Source organism: Stenotrophomonas sp. K-6, assembly GCF_056861555.1.
Window position 1 is genome coordinate 1,015,004 of the sequence record NZ_JBSPUC010000002.1, and the last position, 21,228, is coordinate 1,036,231.

At 66.8% G+C, this 21,228-nt stretch carries 17 protein-coding genes; 9 read left to right on the plus strand and 8 right to left on the minus strand.

What is annotated here, in order from left to right; genetic code table 11:
* Positions 1-30: 30 nt before the first annotated feature.
* The 5 genes from AC13F7_RS10155 to AC13F7_RS10175 all read left to right on the plus strand — a co-directional run bounded on the left by AC13F7_RS10155 (position 31) and on the right by AC13F7_RS10175 (position 5,355).
* Positions 31-1,056 (plus strand): zinc-binding alcohol dehydrogenase family protein, encoded by a 1,026-nt coding sequence (locus tag AC13F7_RS10155; protein WP_483000073.1) that lies wholly within the window; start codon positions 31-33, stop codon positions 1,054-1,056.
* A gap of 98 nt (positions 1,057-1,154) precedes the next feature.
* Positions 1,155-1,766 carry a membrane protein YczE gene (yczE, locus tag AC13F7_RS10160; protein ID WP_483000074.1) on the plus strand — a complete coding sequence of 204 codons (612 nt, stop codon included), beginning with the start codon at positions 1,155-1,157 and terminating at the stop codon, positions 1,764-1,766.
* Positions 1,767-1,871: 105 nt separating this feature from the next.
* Positions 1,872-3,905, plus strand: coding sequence for a 2,4-dienoyl-CoA reductase FMN-binding domain-containing protein (locus AC13F7_RS10165; protein ID WP_483000075.1), 2,034 nt, complete (start codon positions 1,872-1,874; stop codon positions 3,903-3,905).
* A 290-nt stretch (positions 3,906-4,195) separates the two neighbouring features.
* Positions 4,196-4,654, plus strand: a complete 459-nt coding sequence (locus AC13F7_RS10170; protein ID WP_481470555.1) for a cell wall hydrolase — start codon at positions 4,196-4,198, stop codon at positions 4,652-4,654.
* A gap of 89 nt (positions 4,655-4,743) precedes the next feature.
* Positions 4,744-5,355 carry a glutathione S-transferase N-terminal domain-containing protein gene (locus AC13F7_RS10175; protein ID WP_483000076.1) on the plus strand — a complete coding sequence of 204 codons (612 nt, stop codon included), beginning with the start codon at positions 4,744-4,746 and terminating at the stop codon, positions 5,353-5,355.
* A gap of 77 nt (positions 5,356-5,432) precedes the next feature.
* Here the strand turns inward: AC13F7_RS10175 and AC13F7_RS10180 are convergent, their stop codons facing one another.
* From AC13F7_RS10180 to AC13F7_RS10200, 5 genes are all read right to left on the minus strand, one after another.
* Positions 5,433-6,494, minus strand: coding sequence for a suppressor of fused domain protein (locus AC13F7_RS10180; protein ID WP_483000077.1), 1,062 nt, complete (start codon positions 6,492-6,494; stop codon positions 5,433-5,435).
* A gap of 72 nt (positions 6,495-6,566) precedes the next feature.
* Positions 6,567-7,061: a hypothetical protein gene (locus AC13F7_RS10185; protein WP_481470552.1), complete on the minus strand. Its 495-nt coding sequence runs from the start codon at positions 7,059-7,061 to the stop codon at positions 6,567-6,569.
* 213 nt (positions 7,062-7,274) lie between these two features.
* Complete coding sequence (gene prpE / locus AC13F7_RS10190) at positions 7,275-9,152, minus strand: propionate--CoA ligase (RefSeq protein WP_483000078.1); 1,878 nt, start codon at positions 9,150-9,152, stop codon at positions 7,275-7,277.
* Positions 9,153-9,314: 162 nt separating this feature from the next.
* Positions 9,315-10,301 (minus strand): malate dehydrogenase, encoded by a 987-nt coding sequence (locus AC13F7_RS10195; protein ID WP_483000079.1) that lies wholly within the window; start codon positions 10,299-10,301, stop codon positions 9,315-9,317.
* A 63-nt stretch (positions 10,302-10,364) separates the two neighbouring features.
* Positions 10,365-10,859, minus strand: a complete 495-nt coding sequence (locus tag AC13F7_RS10200; RefSeq protein ID WP_121042904.1) for a peptidylprolyl isomerase — start codon at positions 10,857-10,859, stop codon at positions 10,365-10,367.
* Positions 10,860-11,217: 358 nt separating this feature from the next.
* On the opposite strand from AC13F7_RS10200, the gene typA reads away from it, so the two are divergent.
* Genes typA through AC13F7_RS10215 form a run of 3 tightly spaced genes read left to right on the plus strand, consistent with a single transcriptional unit; the run spans position 11,218 to position 15,243 of the window.
* A complete protein-coding gene (typA, locus tag AC13F7_RS10205; RefSeq protein WP_088435215.1) occupies positions 11,218-13,065 on the plus strand; it encodes a translational GTPase TypA in 1,848 nt (615 codons plus the stop codon).
* Between the two features lie 14 nt (positions 13,066-13,079).
* Entirely contained in the window at positions 13,080-13,565 is a 486-nt protein-coding gene (locus tag AC13F7_RS10210) for a DUF2127 domain-containing protein (protein ID WP_319214249.1), read from the plus strand.
* A 55-nt stretch (positions 13,566-13,620) separates the two neighbouring features.
* A complete protein-coding gene (locus AC13F7_RS10215) occupies positions 13,621-15,243 on the plus strand; it encodes an amidase (protein ID WP_483000080.1) in 1,623 nt (540 codons plus the stop codon).
* Positions 15,244-15,314: 71 nt separating this feature from the next.
* Here AC13F7_RS10215 and AC13F7_RS10220 read toward each other — a convergent pair whose 3' ends face one another.
* Positions 15,315-16,454: a mechanosensitive ion channel family protein gene (locus AC13F7_RS10220; protein ID WP_481470813.1), complete on the minus strand. Its 1,140-nt coding sequence runs from the start codon at positions 16,452-16,454 to the stop codon at positions 15,315-15,317.
* Positions 16,455-16,564: 110 nt separating this feature from the next.
* Complete coding sequence (locus AC13F7_RS10225) at positions 16,565-17,953, minus strand: class II 3-deoxy-7-phosphoheptulonate synthase (protein WP_483000081.1); 1,389 nt, start codon at positions 17,951-17,953, stop codon at positions 16,565-16,567.
* Between the two features lie 216 nt (positions 17,954-18,169).
* Between AC13F7_RS10225 and AC13F7_RS10230 the strand changes: the two genes are divergently transcribed.
* Positions 18,170-20,281, plus strand: a complete 2,112-nt coding sequence (locus tag AC13F7_RS10230) for a TonB-dependent receptor (RefSeq protein WP_483000082.1) — start codon at positions 18,170-18,172, stop codon at positions 20,279-20,281.
* A 124-nt stretch (positions 20,282-20,405) separates the two neighbouring features.
* Here the strand turns inward: AC13F7_RS10230 and AC13F7_RS10235 are convergent, their stop codons facing one another.
* A complete protein-coding gene (locus tag AC13F7_RS10235) occupies positions 20,406-20,915 on the minus strand; it encodes a disulfide bond formation protein B (RefSeq protein WP_483000083.1) in 510 nt (169 codons plus the stop codon).
* Between the last annotated feature and the right edge of the window lie 313 nt (positions 20,916-21,228).

Genomic DNA, 21,228 nt, shown 5'->3' on the forward strand with positions numbered 1-21,228 from the left:
ATGAGGGTGATTCTCCCTTCAGGAGCCGCCATGAAAGCCGTGGGATTGACGCAGTATCTGCCGATTGAAGACCCCGCCAGCCTGCAGGACCTGGATATTGCGCCGCCGGGCGCACCGCAGGGACGCGATCTGCTGGTGCGCGTACACGCCGTTTCAGTGAATCCCGTCGATGCGAAACAGCGCGCGCCGCGTGCGCAACACGAGCACCCTGCGCGGATGCTCGGCTATGACGCTGCAGGCGTTGTTGAAGCGGTCGGCGAGGAGGTGAGCGCCTTCGCGCCCGGCGACGAGGTGTATTACGCAGGCGATGTCACACGCCCGGGCTGCAATGCGCAGTATCAGTGGGTCGACGAACGTCTGGTCGGGCGCAAGCCGACCACGCTGGATTTCGCCGAAGCGGCAGCGCTGCCACTGACCACCTTGACGGCGTGGGAGCTGCTGTTCCAGCGCATGCCACTGCAGCTTGATGATTGCCGTCATCGCGGCCAGCATCTGTTGATCATCGGCGGGGCCGGCGGCGTCGGCTCCATCGCGATCCAGCTCGCGCGGCATGCGGGCTTCACGGTGATCGCCACGGCATCGCGCGAGGAGAGCCGCGCGTGGTGCATGCAGATGGGTGCCGACCACGTGATCGATCATCGCCAGCCGCTGGCGCCGCAGTTGCAGGCACTGGGGATTGCGCAGGTGCAGGTGGCCTTGAACCTGGCCGACACCGACCATTACTGGGAACCGCTGGGTGAGCTGCTTTCACCGCAGGGGCATGTCGGGCTGATCGTCGAACCGCGCGGCGCGCTGCGCATCGGCGATCCTTATAAAGCCAAGTGCATCGGTATCCACTGGGAATTCATGTTCGCCCGCGCGCGCTTCCAGACCGCGGACATGATCGAGCAGCATTGCATTCTCAACCGGGCGGCCAGCCTCATTGATGCCGGTGAACTGCGCACGACCGCACACACGCACCTGGGCGCGATCAACGCTGCGAACCTGCGCGAAGCACACCGCCGGCTGGAAGGGGGCGGCGTGATCGGCAAGCTGGTGCTGTCCGGCTGGGCGTAAACCGCGCGCCGGTGTGTCATCGCACTTTCGTGCGTATCTGTATCTGTCGGCGGTACGCCGTGCCGCCTACAGTCAGTGGCCCTTCCGGTGAATCCGCCATGCCCACCTCCCTGCCCCTGCGGCTGCTGCAACTCCTGCTTGGTCTGTTCCTGTACGGCTTCGGCGCGGCGGTGATGATCCGCGCGGCGATCGGCGTAGCGCCCTGGGATGTGCTGTCACAGGGCATCGCGCTGCAGACGCCGCTGTCCTTTGGCGTGGCCACCAACGTGATCGGCGCGCTGGTGCTGCTGCTGTGGTGGCCGATCCGGCAGAAGCCCGGCCTGGGCACCGTGCTCAACGTGCTGCTGATCGGCCCCAGCGCGCAGTTCGGGCTGTGGCTATTGCCGGAGGTGCATGGCCTGGCCTGGCAGATCCCGATGTTCGTCTGCGGCCTGCTGCTGGTCGCGCTGGCCACCGGCCTGTACATCGGCGCGCGCTTCGGCCCCGGCCCCCGCGATGGCCTGATGACCGGCCTGCACGCCCGCACCGGCTGGCCGATCTGGATCGTGCGCAGCGGCATCGAAGGCACCGTGCTGCTGATCGGTTGGTGGCTGGGCGGCAACGTCGGCGTGGGCACTCTCGCCTTCGCGTTGCTGATCGGCCCGCTGTGCGGTGTCACCTTGCCGCTGTTCGGCATCCGCAAGCCGGTCCCGGTCGCCGCCGCGCCCTAACAGGGCCGATACCGACTGGTGGTCGGGCGCCGGTCGCGACGCATCCCCTTGCTCTTCGGGGGCATTCGCGGCACCCTGCGGGCTTCCGTACGCAAGCGTATCCACATGTCGCCAGCCGCCGAATCCGCCGCCTATCCGCACCTGTTCACCCCGCTGGACCTGGGGTTCACCCAGCTGCGCAACCGGGTCCTGATGGGGTCCATGCACACCGGCCTGGAAGACCGTGCGCGCGATTTCCCGCGCCTGGCGGCCTATTTCGCCGAGCGGGCGGCCGGCGGCGTCGGGCTGATCGTCACCGGCGGCTTCGCGCCCAACGTGGTCGGCTGGCTCAAGCCATTCGGCGGCAAGCTGTCCTGGCCGTGGGAGGTGCGCCCGCATCGCCAGGTCACCCGCGCCGTGCACGACAACGGCAGCAAAATCTGCCTGCAGCTGCTGCATGCCGGCCGCTACGCCTACCACCCGCTCTCGGTAGCGCCCTCCAAGCTGAAGGCGCCGATCAACCCGTTCACGCCGCGGGCGCTGTCGGCGCGCGGCGTGGAGCGCCACATCGCCGATTACGCACGCAGCGCGCGGCTGGCCCGCGAGGCCGGCTACGACGGCGTGGAGGTGATGGGCTCGGAAGGCTATCTGATCAATGAGTTCATCGCCCCGCGCACCAACCAGCGCACCGATCGCTGGGGGGGCGATGCGGTACAGCGCATGCGCTTCGCAGTGGAGATCGTGCGCCGCATCCGCGAGGCCTGTGGGCCGGACTTCATCATCATCTACCGGCTCTCGCTGGTGGACCTGGTGCCCGACGGCAGCAACTGGGCCGAGATCGTGCAGCAGGCGCAGGCCATCGAGGCGGCGGGCGCGACGCTGATCAACTCCGGCATCGGCTGGCACGAGGCGCGCATCCCGACCATCGCCACCTCGGTGCCGCGCGGCGCCTTCGCGGCAGTTACCGCCAAGCTCAAGCCGCACGTGCGCGTGCCGGTGATCGCCACCAATCGCATCAACATGCCGGATGTGGCCGAGCGCATCCTCGCCGCTGGCGGTGCCGACATGGTCTCGCTGGCGCGGCCGTTGCTGGCCGACCCGCAGTGGGCCAACAAGTCGCGTGCCGGCCGCCCAGAGGCGATCAACACCTGCATCGCGTGCAACCAGGCCTGCCTGGACCACGTATTCGAGAACAAGACCGCCAGCTGCCTGGTGAACCCGCGTGCCGTGCACGAGACCGAGCTCGTCTACCGCCCCACCACCGCCCCGCGACGCATCGCCGTGGTCGGTGCCGGCCCGGCGGGGCTGGCCTGCGCGACGGTCGCTGCCGAGCGCGGCCACGCGGTGACGCTGTTCGATGCCGGCAGCGAGATCGGCGGCCAGTTCAACGTCGCCAAACGCATTCCGGGCAAAGAAGAATTCCACGAGACGCTGCGCTATTTCCGCCACAAACTGGACGAAACCGGTGTGGAGGTAAAGCTGGACACCGTTGCCGACGTCGCCGCGCTGCGCGGTTTCGACGCGGTGGTGATCGCCACCGGCATCACCCCGCGGCGGGTCGATTTCCCCGGTGCCGACCATCCCAAGGTGGTCACCTATCTGGACGTGCTGCTTGGCAAGGTCCAGGTGGGCGAGCAGGTCGCGATCATCGGCGCCGGCGGCATCGGCTTCGACGTGGGTGAGTTCCTGGTCCACGAGGGGCCCTCCTCCGCACTGGACCCGGCGCGCTGGATGGCCGAGTGGGGCGTGGACCCCAGCTTCGAGGGCCGTGGCGCGCTCGCCAGGCCCGCACCGGAGGCGCCGGCACGCAAGGTCTGGCTGCTGCAGCGCAGTCCGGGCAAACCTGGCGCCCGGCTGGGCAAGACCACCGGCTGGATCCACCGTGCCACGCTCAAGGCCAAGGGCGTGAGCATGCTGGGCGGCGTTGAGTACCTGGGGGTGGATGACAGCGGCCTGCGCATCCGCGTTGACGGCGAGGAACAGCTGCTTCCCGTGAGCCATGTAGTGGTCTGCGCCGGGCAGGAACCGCGCCGTGATCTGCACGCGGCACTGCAGGCCGCCGGCATCAACGCACAGCTGATCGGCGGTGCGGATGTGGCCGCCGAACTCGACGCCAAGCGCGCGATCGATCAGGGCAGCCGACTCGCCGCCGCACTCTGATCCGGGTCGAAACCGACCTGAATACGGGGCTGAACCGCCGATTCAGCCCCATCTCCGAACCTGAATGTCAAGTTTCAGGGTTCAGGATGTATTGGGAAATCCCCCCCTATCGTGCGCCAACTTTCCCGCTCACCACCCAGTTCGAGTGAGCGCGCGGACCCCACGTCTTTTCGGGTCCGCCCCCGGGCGGCCCCGATGGCCGCCTCCCCATGACGCCAAGTCGTACCCACGCCCCGTCCGCATGATCGGATGGAACAGCCAGGTGCGGCCCACACGGAGCAAGGAGATTTATGAAACTGGCCTGGATTCTCTGGCTGTCACAGTTGTTGCCGCAGCCTGCCGCCGATTCGTTGTGCCTGAGCACGACCGTCTACCTCGAAGCGCGCGACCAGACCCTGCGCGGCCAGCAAGCCGTCGCGGAAGTGGCGCTGCGCCGCCTGGACAGCGGCCTGTGGGGCGACTCGATGTGCCAGGTGGTGACCGCGCGCAAGCAGTTCGCCCCGACCATCGTCGCGCCCGGCACCCAGCTTGGCAACGCCGATGCCTGGCAGGAAGCGATGACGGTGGCCTTCGATGCCGAGCGCAACTGGGCCCTGCCGGCCGGTGAGCGCAAGGAGATCGTGCCTGGCGCGAGCCACTTCGCCGCCCTGTCGATCGCCAACCCGAGCTGGCGCAATGCCTACCAGGTGGCCACGATCGGCGATCACACCTTTTACCGCGTGCAGAAACTCAAGCCACGCGCGTCGTAACGATCTGTTACGGCCATACCGTTGAGGATGAAGGGCCGGCTCTGGAATAGTGGGCGGCTCACCTTCCACCCATCCGCAACGGAGTTCCCATGAAGCTGTACAGCAAGCCCGGAGCCTGCTCCACCGCCGACCACATCGCCCTGCAGTGGACCGGCCAGCCGTTCGAGGTGGAACTGCTCGACAAGGACACGCTGAAGGCCCCCGCCTTTCTGGCCATCAATCCGGCCGGCTCCGTTCCCGCCGTCGTCGATGGTGATTTCGTGCTGACCCAGAACGCGGCCATCCTGGGCTACATTGCCGATACCTACCCGCAGGCCGGCCTGACCGGTGACGGCAGCCCGAAGCAGCGCGCCGAAGCCACCCGTTGGCTGTCCTTCGTCAACTCGGACCTGCACCCGGCCTTCAAGCCGCTGTTCGGGCCCGGCAACTTCATCGAAGACGACACTCAGTTCGACGCGCTCCGTGCCACCGCCCGCAAGCGCCTGCGCGGCCTGTTCGAGCGCGCAGATGCACAGTTGGCCAACCGCCCCTGGCTGGCCGGGTTCCGCAGCTTCGCCGACCCGTACTTCTACATCACCCTGCGCTGGGCCGCGGGCGCGAAGATCGACCTGAGCGGCCTGGACAACATCGCTGCCTTCAAGCAGCGGATGGACGCAGATGCCGGCGTGCAGGCGGTACTGAAGGCCGAAGGGCTGAGCTGACCGGTGCGGCTGACGTAGACGGATAAGAAGAAGCCCGGCAGTGCCGGGCTTTTTCGTTTCCAGCGCGCGCGAGGTGATCAGCCAACAACCTCGACCACATTGCCCTCGGCATCGCGCAGTTCGCTAGGCTCCACGACCACCTGCAGCGCCGGCCAGCCCGGGATCGCATAGGTGCCACGGCAGGGCATGACCGTGGCGACCAGGGCCTGCACCGTGGCCGGTGCCAACTGGCAGTGCAGCGCATCGGCCTGGACCACCAGGGCATTGACCGCCGCTGGCGACAGCGTGATCTGCCGGTCGTTGCTGACCAGCGTCAACGGCTGGCCGAACAGCAACCGCGCCGGCAGCAGCGCGAGCAGCGATTCCACCTGGCGCGCGCCCAGCGTCAGGGTCAACTGCTGCCCAGCGCCCTCGCCGTGCACTGCCCAAGCCAGCTTTTCCAGGAACAGGTAGGCCGTCTGCGAGCCTTCGCGTGCCGCGCCCTCCGCCACCGCGGCAGCGAGCGCGGGGTCGTCAAGCAACGAGCCACGCGCGATATCGGTGATCCACAGCGGCATCTTCGGCAGCAGCGCCTCAAGCACGCCGGTGGTCGACCAGCGCTTCACCGCATCCATCTCGTCATCGGTCAGCCCGATCACCTGCAGGAACTCCAGCGAACCGTTGGGCGTCTCGCGCGGTGGCAGCTGCGGGTCGCGCATGAAGGCAATGTGCCGCAGCAGCGTATCGGTGTCGGCCGCGATCGGTCCGCCGGCATTGAGGTAGTGGCCCTGCTGGAACACCTTGCCGTTGGCGAACACATAGCGCGCCAGGTTCTGCAGGAAGTTCATCGCCCACGGCGGTGGCTCGCTACCCGCCGCGGCGGCAACGCGGAAGCTCAACTCGAAGCCGTAGCCACTGGTGGCCGGATCATCGCTCTCTTTTTCATACAGCTCGGAGAAGCCATAGCTGACGAAATGCCAGTGCGGTAGTGGGGCATCGTTCCAGTACGCGCTGATGCCGTCCAGCGGATCGTCACCACCCAGCAGCGACCGCAACACCGGGCCGTAATGCTGCGGCGCCTGCGTGGGATACACCGCCTTCAACGCGGCATCGATGGCATCCCACCCAGGGGCGCCGTCGTCCTCGATCTCATCCACCATCGCTATTCTCCCGCACACGAAACAGCACGCATTCTAAACAGCGTGCTGTCTGGCTGGCGTCGCCGTATCGCCTCAGGCGATCACGGTCCCGGTCTGCAGCAGCGCGTGCGTTTCTTCCAGCCAGCGGTTGGCCAATGCCGGGCTTTTCGCCTTGCTGATCGCGGCCGCCATGTCCGGCCACAGCTTTTCCAGGCCGCCAGCATCGGTGCAGCGCTCGACTTTCAACTGCATGAAATACCCCTTCAGACCGAGGTGCCTGCGCACCGATTCGCTCATCCAGTCATACAGCCGCTTGTACAGCTCCGCATCCTGCTCGCGACCGGCGGTCAGTGCCGCGGGGACCACCGGTGCCGCACTGCCGCCGATGATCTCGATCAGGCCCATCGCCGAGAGCTGCGCCAGCGCATCGTCCGGTGCACGCAAGCCCGGCAACAACGCGGTCAACGCGGTGTCATCGCGCTGACCATCGACCATCAGCAGCATGGACCGCAGCGCCGGCGGCAGCCGCCGTGCACGATCCTCGATTTCCTGACGGCCAGCGGCCGTCTTGGCGTGGATGTACGCCATGTGCTCCCCCCTTCACGTGGTGCATCACCGCGCGTGGCACCGGCCGTTCGCCGCTACGTGCGCGCCCCCTTGCAACGATCACCTGCGCAGCTTACCCGACCCTCCGCATCGGCTGTAATGCGCTGCAGCACGAGCTGGTCGGCGCGGCGGGCATGAAAAGGCCCGCCTCTCCGACGAGGGCGGGCCCGGGATGCGCAGGCGGTTACTGGCGCCCTAGGTGCCCAGCGCGCGCCGGATCTCGTCCAAGGCCGCCGGGTCATCCAGGGTCGAGAGATCACCCGGGTCACGCTCCTCGGCGAGAGCCTGCAGCGAGCGCCGCAGCAGCTTGCCCGAACGCGTCTTGGGCAGTGCGTTGACGATATGGATGTGCGCTGGCCGCGCGACCGCGCCCAGGGAATTGGTCACCCGCTGCATCATCTCGGCTGCCACGGCACTGCCGTCTCCCTGCAGGGCCTGCTTGAGGGTGACGAACACCAGCGGCACCTGGCCCTTGAGCTCATCCTTGACCCCGATCACGGCGGCCTCGGCCACCAGCGGATGGCCGGCGATGCATTCTTCGATCTCGCGCGTGCCCAGGCGGTGCCCGGCCACGTTGATGACATCGTCGGTGCGGCCCAGGATGAAGGTGTAGCCGTCTTCGTCCTGGATCGCCCAGTCCAGCGAGCTGTACAGCAGCTCCGTGAAGTGGCTGAAGTAGCTCTGGATGAAACGCCCATCATCCTTCCAGACGGTGGTCATGCAGCCCGGCGGCAGCGGCGGGATCATCACCAGCACGCCCTTCTGCCCCGGCGCGACGGTCTCGCCGGTGTTCTCGTCGATGACCTTCATCCGGTAACCGAGGTTCGGGAAACCGGGCGAGCCGAAGCGCACCGGCTTCATGTCCACCCCCGGCAGCAGCGTCAGCGCCGGCCAGCCGGTTTCGGTCTGCCAGTAGTTGTCGATGATCGGCTTGCCGAGCGCGTCGTTGATCCAGTGCGCGGTCGGCTCGTCGAGCGGCTCGCCCGCAAGAAACACATACTTCAGCGACGCCAGATCGTGGCGGCGGATGAAGTCCGCATCGTGCTTCTTGAGCACGCGGATCGCGGTCGGCGAGGAGAACAGCGTGCGCACGCCGTACTGTTCGCACAGGGCCCACCAGATGCCCGGATCGGGATTGGTCGGCAGCCCTTCGTACAGCAGCGAGGTGCAGCCGCCGATCAGCGGGCCGTAGACGTTGTAGGAATGCCCGACCGCCCAGCCGACATCGGAGGTGGAGAACATCACCTGGCCGGGTTTGCAGTCGAACACCGTCTCCATCGACTGCGCCATCGCCACGGCGTAGCCGCCGACATCGCGCTGCACGCCCTTGGGCTTGCCGGTGGTGCCGGAGGTGTAGAGCAGATAGCTCGGTTCGCTGGATTCCAGCCACACCACCGGCACATCCTGGTCGCCCACTTCGGCACGCAGGGTGGCGTAGTCGACGTCGCGGCCGGGCACTTTGGGCTCGGCCGGGTCCAGCCCCCGCGAGACGATCAGCACGTGCGGCGGCGGCGAGGCGGCTTCGGCGCAGGCGGCATCGACCATCGCCTTGTACGGAATCACTTTGCCACCGCGCTTGCCAGCATCGGCAGCAATCAGCAGCTTGGGTTCGGCGTCATCGATGCGCAGCGCCAGGTTGTGCGCGGCGAAGCCACCGAACACCACCGAGTGGATCGCCCCGATGCGCGCGCAGGCCAGCATCGCGAACACCGCTTCGGCCATGTTCGGCATGTAGATAACCACGCGGTCGCCACGCTGTACGTCCAGCCGTTGCAGCACGGCGGCGAAAGCATTCACTTCGCGGTGCAGCTCGCGGTAGGTGATCTCGCGGGTGACGCCGGTTTCGCTGGAGATGGCAACCAGCGCGAGTTGGTCAGGGCGATCAACCAGATGACGGTCCACCGCGTTGTAGCAGAGGTTGGTTTCCCCGCCGACGAACCAGCGCCGGAACGGCGGGTTGCTGTAGTCGAGGATCTGCTGCGGCGGGGTATGCCAATAGATGCGATGGGCTTCTTCGCCCCAGAACGCCTCGGGTTCATCGACCGAACGTCGATAGACATCTTCGTAACGCATGACAGCCCTCCCAGACAAAGTCATGGGATCGAGCATAGTCCGATGGTAAGGCGCGGGCCGTCCGACCTTGGTCGTAGGGAGACCCAAAAAAAACGCCGGGCAATGCCCGGCGTTTCTTCCATCAGGCACCGACCAGCGGCCGGCACCTGTCGTGGCGTGCGATCAGCCCAGCAGGTGGGCGACGCCGGAGCGCTCTTCTTCCAGCTCGGCCAGGGTCTTGTCGATGTACTTCTGGCTGAAGTCGTCGACCGGCAGATCCTTGACCAGGCTGTACTCGCCGTTCTCGGTGGTGACCGCGAAGCCGAAGATCACGCCTTCCGGGATGCCGTAGGAGCCGTCGGACGGCACACCCATGGTGACCCACTTGCCGTTGCTGCCCAGCACCCAGTCACGGATGTGGTCGACAGCGGCGTTGGCGGCCGAGGCCGCCGAGGACGAGCCACGGGCTTCGATGATCGCCGCGCCGCGCTTGCCCACGGTCGGGATGAAGGTGGAGGCGTTCCATTCCTGGTCGTTGATCGCCTCGGCGATGGAGGCACCATCGGCGGTGGCGAAACGGTAATCCGGGTACATGGTCGGGCTGTGGTTGCCCCACACGATCAGCTTCTCCATGCCACCGACCGGCTTGCCGAGCTTGGTCGACAGCTGGCTCAGCGCACGGTTGTGGTCCAGGCGCAGCATGGCGGTGAAGTTGCGCGGGTTCAGATCCGGGGCCGACTTCATGGCGATGTAGGCGTTGGTGTTGGCCGGGTTGCCGACCACCAGCACCTTGACGTCACGCTTGGCGACCTTGTTCAGCGCCGCGCCCTGGGCGGTGAAGATCTTCGCGTTTTCCAGCAGCAGATCCTTGCGCTCCATGCCCGGGCCGCGCGGACGCGCGCCGACCAGCAGGGCGATATCGGCATCCTTGAAGGCCACTTCGGCGTCATCGGTACCGACCATGCCGGCCAACAGCGGGAAGGCGCAGTCTTCCAGTTCCATCATCACGCCGCGCAGGGCGGCCTGGGCCTTGTCGACCGGCAGCTCGAGCAGCTGCAGGATGACCGGCTGGTCCTTGCCCAGCATGTCGCCGGAGGCGATGCGGAACAGCAGGGCGTAGCCGATCTGGCCGGCGGCGCCGGTCACGGCAACACGAACAGGTGCTTTCATGGGGATTTCCTCTGCTAAGAATCGTAAAAACGGCCCCCTTCACAGGGGGCCGTCGGGATCGGATCAGGCGCTGGGGATCAGCTTGTTCCACTCCGCCACGCGCTCGGCCTGGGCGGCCAGCACGGCGTCGGTGTCGCCTTCCAGGGTGATCGAATGGATCACGTCGCCCTGCTTGACCGAGTCCACGATGGCCTGGCCGTCGAGCACCTGGCCGAACACGGTGTGCTTGCCGTCCAGCCAATCGGTCTTGATGTGGGTGATGAAGAACTGGCTGCCGTTCGTGTTCGGGCCGGCATTGGCCATCGACAGCGAACCGACCTGGTGCTTCACGCCGTTCTTTTCATCTTCGAACTTGTAACCCGGGCCGCCGGTGCCCTGGCCCTTGGGGCAGCCGCCCTGGATCATGAAGTCCGGGATCACGCGGTGGAAGACCAGGCCGTCATAGAAACCGTGCTTGACCAGGTTGACGAAATTGGCGACCGTCAGCGGGGCCTTGTCGGCGAACAGCTCGACCTTGATCGGGCCCTGGGTGGTGTCGAAAGTGGCGATGAGGGACATGCAAATCCTTGGGGTACGGGGGTTTGTCGTTAGCCCCATAGGATACACCTCGCGTCATCGCATTCGCGCTGCCGCCCCACGGTTCGCTGCGCAAACCGCGGGCCCCGTTTACCATCGTCCATACCCCCGCCGCTTCGCGGCCGCCCCCTGACTCAGGGGGCTTTCCTCCGGGTCTGCCAACGGCCGCCCGCCATGGCAAGGCTGCCACGGGATCCGACATGGCAGGTCCGGCCCGCGAAGAGCGTTACCTGAATGGGGATGCGGGGCACCCTGAAACGCACTTTTCGCGATTGGTCATCTTGGCCGTATAATGTTGGACTTCTTTTTCCAAATCCGGCGCCGACTGGCCCCCTTTCGCATGTCTATCGAAAATCTTCGCAACATCGCCATCGTCGCCCACGTCGACCACGGTAAAACCACCCTCGTCGACCAGCTGCTCAAGCAGTCCGGCACCCTCTCCGAGCGCACCGTGCTCGCCGAGCGCGTGATGGACAGCAATGATCAGGAAAAGGAACGCGGCATCACCATCCTGGCCAAGAACACGGCCATTACCTGGGAAGACAAGAAGACCGGTATCAAGAACCGGATCAACATCGTCGACACCCCGGGACACGCCGACTTCGGCGGCGAAGTGGAGCGCGTGCTGTCGATGGTCGACACTGTGCTGATCCTCGTCGACGCGATGGACGGCCCGATGCCGCAGACCCGCTTCGTGACCCAGAAGGCCTTCGCGATGGGCTTCAAGCCGATCGTCGTGGTCAACAAGGTCGACCGTCCGGGCTCGCGTCCGGATTGGGTGATCGACCAGGTTTTCGACCTGTTCGACAAGCTCGGCGCCACCAATGAGCAGCTCGACTTCCCGATCGTCTACGCCTCGGCCCTGAACGGCTACGCTGGCCTGGAAGACACCGTGCGCGACGGCGACATGACCCCGCTCTACGAAGCGATCATGCAGCACGCGCCGAAGCCGGAAGTGGACCCGGACGGCCCGTTCCAGATGCGCATCAGCCAGCTGGACTACAACAACTTCGTGGGCGTGATCGGCATCGGCCGCGTGCAGCGCGGCACCCTGAAGAAGAACATGCAGGTCGCGGTCATCGATCGTGAAGGCAAGAAGCGCAACGGCAAGGTCGCGCAGGTGCTGGGCTTCCTGGGCCTGGAGCGCATCGAGCAGGACACCGCCGAGGCCGGCGACATCATCGCCATCTCCGGTATTCCGGAACTGACCATCTCCGACACCCTGTGCCACCCGGATACCCCGGAAGCACTGCCGGCGCTGACCGTCGATGAACCGACGATCTCGATGACCTTCCAGGTCAACAACTCGCCGTTCGCCGGCAACAAGGACCTGTCCGGTGGCAAGTTCCTGACCAGCCGCCAGATCAAGGACCGTCTGGACCGCGAGCAGGTCCACAACGTGGCCCTGAAAGTGGAACAGCTGGAAGACGCCGACAAGTTCCTGGTCTCCGGCCGTGGCGAACTGCACCTGTCGGTGCTGATCGAAAACATGCGTCGTGAAGGCTACGAGCTGGCCGTGTCGCGCCCGGAAGTGATCATCAAGCAGATCGACGGCCAGGCCATGGAGCCGATCGAACAGCTGGTGGTGGACATCGAAGAACAGCATCAGGGCGGCGTCATGGAAAAGCTGGGCACCCGCAAGGGCCAGCTGAAGAACATGGAGCCGGATGGCAAGGGCCGTGTGCGCCTGGAATACCAGATCCCGGCCCGTGGCCTGATCGGTTTCCAGAACGAGTTCAAGACCCTGACCCAGGGTTCTGGCCTGCTGTTCCACGTGTTCGACCATTACGGCCCGAAGGAACAGGGCGCGATTGCCAAGCGCCAGAACGGCGTGATGATCGCCAATGCTCCGGGTGCCACCCCGGCTTACTCCCTGGGCCCGCTGCAGGAACGCGGCAAGCTGTTCGCTGCTGAAGGCGACAACGTGTATGAAGGCCAGCTGGTCGGCATCCACTCCAAGGACAACGATCTGACCGTCAACGCGATCAAGACCAAGCCGCTGACCAACATGCGCGCCTCGGGCAAGGACGATGCGATCCAGCTGACCCCGGCGATCAAGTACTCGCTGGAGCAGGCCCTGGACTTCATCGAAGACGACGAGCTGGTCGAGATCACCCCGAAGGAAATCCGCCTTCGCAAGAAGGGCCTGACCGAAAGCGACCGCAAGAAGGCTTCGCGCGGCGGCTGATCGGACCCATTGTCGTGATCGACAAGCCCTACAACCCGGATCCTCACAAGCATCCGGGGCTTCACCTGATCGCCTTGCTGGAAGCCAGCAAGGCGGTTCTGGCGCTGTTGGCTGCGACCGGGCTGGAAATGCTCGGCCCGCAGCCCCTGCGCGATGCGGTCAATGCCCTGATCCGCCGGTTCAGCCTGGACCCGGATCACGGCACCCTGCCCTCGCTGCTCAACATGATCAGCCCCGATGCGGTGCATCTGGCGGCTGCTGCGATGGTCGCCTACGGCGTCCTGCACCTGTTCGAGGCCTGGGGCCTCTGGCGCGCCAAAGCCTGGGCCTCCTGGCTGGGCTGTGTCACTGCCGGCATCTACCTGCCGTTCGATATCTACGCCATCCTCCGCCATCCGGGCTGGGCCTCGTGGTCGGTGCTGGTGATCAATCTGATCGTGGTCGGCGTGCTCGCCCGCGATATCCGCAAACGCCATGGCAAAGCCGCCGACGCGGCTTGAGTTGCCAAGCGCCGCCCGTGCTGGTTAGCCTGTCGGCCGGTTCGGGGGAACAGGCATGCGCCTGACACTGACATCACTGATGCTCATCGCACTGGCCGGCTGCAGCCCGGGCGCGGCGCCCCTGCATGCCCGCGAGTCGCCCACACCTGCGCCCTCCCCGGTCGCCGCGGTTCCGTTTGCCTACGCCGAAGCCGACATCGCTGATCTGCAGTCGCGGATGGCCAGCGGCGAGCTGGACAGCGTCACCTTGACCCGCGCCTACCTGGACCGCATCGCCCGCCTCGACCGGGCCGGCCCGCGCCTGCGTGCGGTGATCGAGCTCAATCCCGATGCGCTGCGCGAAGCCACTCAGCTGGACGCCGAGCGCCGCCAAGGGCAGCTGCGCGGCCCGCTGCATGGCATCCCGCTGCTGCTCAAGGACAACATCGGCGCCAGCCCGATGAGCACCACGGCCGGCTCGCTCGCGCTGGAGGGGTTCCGCCCGGACGATGCCTTCCTGGTCCAGCGCCTGCGCGCGGCCGGTGCGCTGATCCTGGGCAAGACCAACCTCAGCGAGTGGGCCAACTTCCGCTCCAGCCAATCGATCTCCGGGTGGAGCGCCCGGGGTGGCCAGACCCGCAATCCCTACCGGCTCAGCCACACCCCGTGCGGCTCCAGCAGCGGCAGCGCGGTGGCGGTCTCGGCCAACCTGGCGGTGGCCGCGATCGGCACCGAAACCGATGGCAGCATCGTCTGCCCGGCGGCGGTCAACGGCGTGGTCGGATTGAAGCCGACCGTGGGACTGGTCAGCCGCGAAGGCATTCTCCCGATCTCCTTCAGCCAGGACACCGCCGGCCCGATGACGCGCAGCGTGGCCGATGCCGCCGCCCTGCTGACCGCCATGGCCGGCCGTGACGAGGCCGACCCGGCCACCGCGACCATGCCCGGGCGCGCGGTCTACGACTACACCTCACGCTTGAACGCCGATGGCCTGCGTGGTGCGCGGATCGGTGTGCTGCATGGCGACCTGATGCAGAAGCCGGGCATCGCCCCCGCCCTGCAGCATGCCGTGGCCGTGCTGCGCGATGCCGGCGCCACCGTGGTGCCGGTGCAGCTGCCCACCCAAGGCCAGTGGCAGGACGCCGAACGCATCGTGCTGATGCACGAGTTCAAGGCCGGCCTGCAGCGCTACTTCACGACCTACCGGGCGCCGGTGCGTTCACTGGACGACGTCATTGCCTGGAACCGGCAGCACGCGGGCAAGGAGCTGGCGCTGTTCGATCAGGACCTGATGGACACGGCCGCCACGATGGGCGGCCTGGGAAGCCCGGAGTACATCCGCGCGCGCAGTGACGCGCGCCGCCTGGCCGGCCCCGAAGGCATCGATGCGGTGCTGCGCGAGCAGAACCTGGATGCGCTGGTGGCGCCCACCACCGGGGTGGCCTGGCCGATCCGGCCCGGCCGCGGCGATGACTTCCCGGGTGAGAGTTACAGCGCCGCTGCGGTGGCCGGCTACCCGAGCCTGACCGTGCCGATGGCGCACGTGAACGGGCTGCCGCTGGGGCTGCTGTTCATGGGTACCGCCTGGAGCGAGCCGCGGTTGATCGAGCTGGGCTACGCCTATGAGCAGCGCACCCGCGCGCGTCGGCCGCCACGGTTCCAGACCGAGACCCTGCTGACGAACAGCGGCCCGCAGTAGTGTCGGCCGCTGGCCGGCAACCACGTCATCCCCGGCCAGGCCTCCATGCGTTTGCCGGCCAGCGGCCGGCACTACCGGGATGCGTCACCCGGGTTCGGCGCGATCGCCGGCTCACCATCTTCGGCACCAGGCGAACGCACGTCCTCGGCTGGCTGCGAACGCGCGCGGCGCGTCGGCGCAGCTTCCTGATTGAGCTCGGCGCGGGTGCGCGGCAACGACTGAGGATGTTCGCGCGCGAGGAAATCGAGCATGCGTTCGCGCACGATGCAGCGCAGATCGAAGGCATCGCCGGAGTTGCGGGCGCTCACCAGCAGACGGACCTGCAGGGTGTGCTCGCTGGTCTCGGTCACCTGGGTCACGCAGACCTGGCCATCCCACAGCGCCTCGCCTTTGCAGATGCGCTCCAGCTCGGCGCGGATCGCCGGGATCGGCGCGGTGTAATCCAGCCACAGGAAGGCAGTGCCGAGCAGGTCGGCGCTGCGCCGGGTCCAGTTCTGGAACGGGTGTTCGATGAACCAGGTCAACGGCACTACCATGCGTCGCGCATCCCAGATGCGCACCACCACATAGCTGCTGTTGATCTCTTCCACACGGCCCCACTCGCCCTCGACGATCACCACATCGTCCAGCCGGATCGGCTGGGTCAGCGCGATCTGCAGGCCGGCGATCAGATTGCCGAAGACGGGCTTGGCCGCGATACCGGCGACCAGGCCGATGATGCCGGCCGAGGCCAGCAGCGCCGTGCCGATCTGGCGCACCATGGGGAAGGTCAGCAGAATCAGCGAGACGCCCACCAGGATGATCGCGCCCATCAGCACGCGGCTCAGCACCCGGGTCTGGGTCTGGATGCGGCGTGCCTCGAGGTTGTCGGCCACCTCCATCGGATGGTCGCGCAGGATCGCCTGCTCGCCCGCGGCCACGGCGCGCACCAGCAGCCAGATGACGCAGCCAGTCACCCCGATGTGCAGCAGCCGCAGCGCCTGTTCAAGCCGGTGTTCCTGCAGCGGCGTTGCTTCGAGTGCGGGAATCAACAGCAACAGCGGCAGGGCGAACGCCAGCGGTCGGCTGATCACGCGCGCGATGCGGGCGCGGCGGTAGTCGCGGTCTTTCAGCCGACGCGTCAACGCCATCAACAACCACCAGCCACTGATCCCGATCGCCAGTGCGATCGAGATCGGCCATAGATACAGCGCTGCCTGCTGCCAGTCCAGGGTCACTGCACGCTCCTGTGTTCTTCGCAAGGAAGTCCACAGCATGCCGGTGCCGCCATGACCAGCGTGTCAGGCGAATGTAAGGTGCGTGTCGAGGACACGCGCCGGTATCAGTCGGCGTAGTGCGCCTGTTTGCGAACGATCGCCATCGCGATTTCCAGCGACTGCTCGTAGTTCAGGCGCGGATCCACCGATGAGCGGTAGGCGCGTTCCAGATCGCGCTCGGTCAGCTCGCGCGCACCGCCGGTGCATTCGGTCACATCCTCACCGGTCAACTCCAGGTGCACGCCACCCAGGCGCGTGCCGGCCGCAGCGTGCAGGTCGAAGGACATCTCGACCTCACCACGCACGTTGTCAAAACGCCGCGTCTTGTAGCCGTTGCTGGTGCTCTCGGTGTTGCCGTGCATCGCATCGCACACCCACAGCACGCGCCGCCCATCGCGCTTGACCGCGTTCAACAGCGGCGGCAGCTTTTCGGCGATCTGTGCCGCCCCCATGCGGTGGATGAAGCTCAGGCGGCCGGGCTCGTCATCGGGGTTGAGCACATCGATCAGCCGCAGCAGCTGGTCCGGCTGCACCGACGGGCCCACCTTGATCGCGATCGGGTTGCGCACGCCACGCAGATACTCCACGTGTGCGCCATCGAGAGCCGCGGTGCGCATGCCGATCCACGGGTAATGCGTGCTCAGGTTCAACCAGCCCTGCTGGCGCGGCACCTTGCGGGTCAGCGACTGCTCATAGGGCAGCAGCAGCGCTTCGTGCGAGGTATAGAAATCGATCCGGTTGAGGTTGTACACCTGCGTGCCGGACAGCGTTTCCATGAAACGCACCGCATCGCCGATCGAGGCCACCATCTTCTGGTAATCGGTGGCCAGCGGCGAGTGCCGCACCCATTCCAGGTTCCAGTATTCGGGGTGGTGCAGATCGGCGAAGCCACCATCGATCAGCGCCCGCACGAAGTTCATCGTCATCGCCGAGTGCGCATGTGCCTGCAGCATCCGGCGCGGGTCCGGCAGGCGGGCGGCCTCGGTGAACTCCGGCGCATTGATCACATCGCCCCGATAGCTGGGCAGGGTCACGCCGTTGCGGGTTTCGGTATCGGCCGAGCGCGGCTTGGCGTACTGCCCGGCGAAACGCCCGACCCGGATCACCGGCTTGCGCATGCCATGCACCATCACCAGGCTCATCTGCAGCAGCACCTTGAGCCGGTTGGAGATGGTGGTGGATTCGCAGTCGCTGAAGTTCTCCGCGCAGTCACCGCCCTGCAGCAGGAAGCGCTTGCCTTCCTGGGCATCGGCCAGCTGCTGCTTGAGCGCCAGGATCTCCCAGGAGGTGACCAGCGGCGGCAGCCGCTTGAGCTCGTGCAACGCGGCATCCAGCGCCAGCGGGTCCGGATAGGTCGGCATCTGCAGCGCCGGCTTGCCACGCCAGCTCTCCGGCGACCAGGCGTCGACAGCGGTCGCGGCGGGATCGGCTACAGGCGGGGCGGACAGGCTCATCACGGACTTCCGGGGTGTGGGGCCGGTCATGGTCGCAGAGCGCGCCCCCGGCGCAAAGGGGCGGTCACGTTCCGTGAGGCTGAACGGAGCAGAAAGCTCCCCTTTGATTGGCCAGATCGCGCATGGTCCAGCGCCCGCGGAGAGGCGCATGATTTGTTACGGAGTAACACTCGCCAGGCCGGCCCCTCCTCCCATTGCCCAGCCAAGCCAATCCTCATGAAGCCCTCCCTGCTTGCTACCGGTATTGCTGTTTCCCTGGCCCTCACCGGCCTGCCCGCCCTCGCCGCCGACCCTGCCGTCACCGATCTGGACGCAGTGACGGTCAGCGCCAAACTCGATCAGGCGCGCAATGCGCTGTCGCCGGATATCGGCAGCAGCCAGTACCAGATCACCGCCGACGACATCCAGAACCTGCCACTGGGCGCGTCCACCCCGTTGAACCAGGTGCTGCTGCAGGCGCCTGGTGTGGTCCAGGATTCCTACGGCGGCGTGCACGTGCGCGGCGACCACGCCAACCTCCAGTACCGCCTCAACGGCGTCCTGCTGCCCGAATCGATCTCCGGCTTCGGCCAGACCCTGGACGCCCGCGCGATCAAGAGCATCCGCCTGATGGACGGTGCGCTGCCGGCACAGTTCGGCGAGCGCACGGCCGCCGTGGTGGACATCACCACCCGCAGCGGCGCCGAGCTGGGCAATGGCGGCAGCGCCGGACTGACCGCCGGCTCCTACGGCAAGGTCAACCCCAACGCCTCGTGGTGGGGCAGCCAAGGCCGCTGGAGCTGGTATCTGACCGCCAACTACGACCAGAACCAGATCGGCATGGAAAACCCCACCGCCTCGCGCCGGCCGGACCACGATGACACCCACCAGGGCAAGGCGTTCGCCGACCTGACCTACCTGGTCAACGACGACACCCGCCTGAGCCTGTTTGCCGGGTTCTCCAACAACCGCTTCCAGATCCCGGTCAACCCTGGCCAGACCCCGCAGTTCGGCTACCTGGATACGGTCACTGCGGACTCCGCCGCGCTGGACGAAACCCAGCGCGAGACCACCCGCTTCGGTATGCTGGTGCTGCAGGGCGCGCTGGGCAACACCGCCTACCAGGTCTCGGCCGGGCAGCGGTACAGCGACCTGTCCTTCAACCCGGACCTGGCCGGCGATCTGATCTTCAACGGCGTCGCCTCACAGGTGGAACGCGGCAACCGCGCCAACACCGTGCAGGCCGATGTCTCCACCCCGCTCGGTGAGAACCACACCCTGCGCTACGGCCTGTACGTCAACGCCGAGCGCGCCCGCGCCGGCAGCGACACCTGGGTGTTCCCGGTCGACGCCGACGGCCGGCAGGCCAGCACCACGCCCGTGCGCATTCCGGAGGCGAGCGCCTTCAACGCCACCACCACCGCGGTCTATCTGCAGGACGAATGGCGCCTCGGCGACGACTGGACGGTGAACTACGGCCTGCGCGGCGACCGCTACAAGGCGTTCGGCGGCACCGAAGGCCAGCTCAGCCCGCGGGCGGGCGTGGTCTGGAACGCCAGCGACAGCACCACCGTGCATGCGGGCTACTCGCGCTACTTCACCCCGCCAGCCAGCGAACTGGTGGCCAGCAGCGACATCGCCCTCTACGACGGCACCACCAACCAGCAGCCGACCGGGGGCAGCACCACGCCGCTGTCCGAGCGCAGCGACTACTACGACCTCGGCGTTTCCCAGCAGGTGGGCGAACACCTCACTCTGGGCCTGGACGCTTACGATCGCAAGGTCGACCGCCTGCAGGACGAAGGCCAGTTCGGCGCTGCCTACATCTACTCCACCTTCAACTATCGCCTGGGCCACATCCACGGCGTGGAGTTCAGTGCCGACTACAGCAACGGCCCGCTCAGCGCCTACGTCAACGCCGCCTACAACAAGGCCATGGGCAAGCAGGTCATCACCGGTCAGTACAACCTCGATCCCGAGGCACTGGCCTACGTCCAGAACAACTGGATCCATCTGGACCACGACCAGAAACTGACTTCGTCGGGCGGCATCAGCTACGCCTTCGCCGGCCAAAACCGCCTGGGCGCCGACTACGTCTTCGGCAGCGGCCTGCGCTCGGACGCCGATGGCGTTCCCAACGGCGGCGAGCTCCCCGCCTACCTGCAGCTCAACCTGAGCGCCGCCCACGACTTCAACGCTGACAGCGGCCACCCGCTGCATGCCCAGCTGGCCCTGATCAACGCACTGGATCGCAGTTACCAACTGCGCGACGGCGGCGGCATCGGCGTCTTCGCCCCGCAGTGGGGGCCCCGCCGCGGCGCCTACCTCAGCCTGCAGCAGGACTTCTGAGCTGGGCCAGGACGCCCTGTCATCCGATCAGGTGAGGAGCCTCCACACCTGATCGCAGCACCCGGCCTGGCCGCGCAACGCGTGCCCGGCCGGGCCGGGCCGGGTAACCGATGTTGGAAAGGCCTCAGTGGCGGCGACGCGCCCGGAACGCCGTCACCAGCGCCCACACCGCCAACGCCGCGAACCACACTAGGCTCCACATCGGCATCGTCAGGCCCAGGAACTGCCAATCGATATTGCCGCAGTTGCCGGTACCGGTCAGCACCGTGCGGAACACCTCGAACGGTCCCATCGTCTCACTGAGGAAACTCAGCGGCGGCCCACAGCTCGAGCCCATATCCTGCGGTAGCAACTGCACATACACATGCCGGCCGGCAATACCGATACCGACCGCGGCCGCGATGAAGGCCAGCACCCCATACGTCTTCCGTCCGGCCGGATCCCGCGGACCATGCAGCGCCCCGATCAGGAACAGCAGCCCCAGCGCCGCGAACGCAATCCGCTGGAAAATGCACAACGGACACGGCTCCAGCCCCATCTTCAACTGCAGGAAGATCGCATACCCCAACAGTGCCGCGCAGACCAGAAAGCCGAACAGGAACTGGGCGCGGAAACTCCAACGCAATGGATTCATTGCCAACACTCGTGAAAGTCCAGGCGCCAAGATTAACAGGGCCGCGGCCGCCCACACCCACGAACACCTGCCGACCATGGGCACCACCGACCGGACAGCGTGTCCCGTGCCGCCAAACGTAGCGGCCACCCGTCACGCAGCCGGCCAACGGCCGGCTCTACCCATGCGGCGCACAGCCTCCGCTTTGCCTCATGCGCACCGACCATGTGTGCCGGCGTGGGCGCGGGTGGGTTGGCGGGACCATGAGCGCCATGGATGGCGCGACATGAGCCTCCATGGACGGATTTACGGCGTGTCCCGCCAACCCACCCGC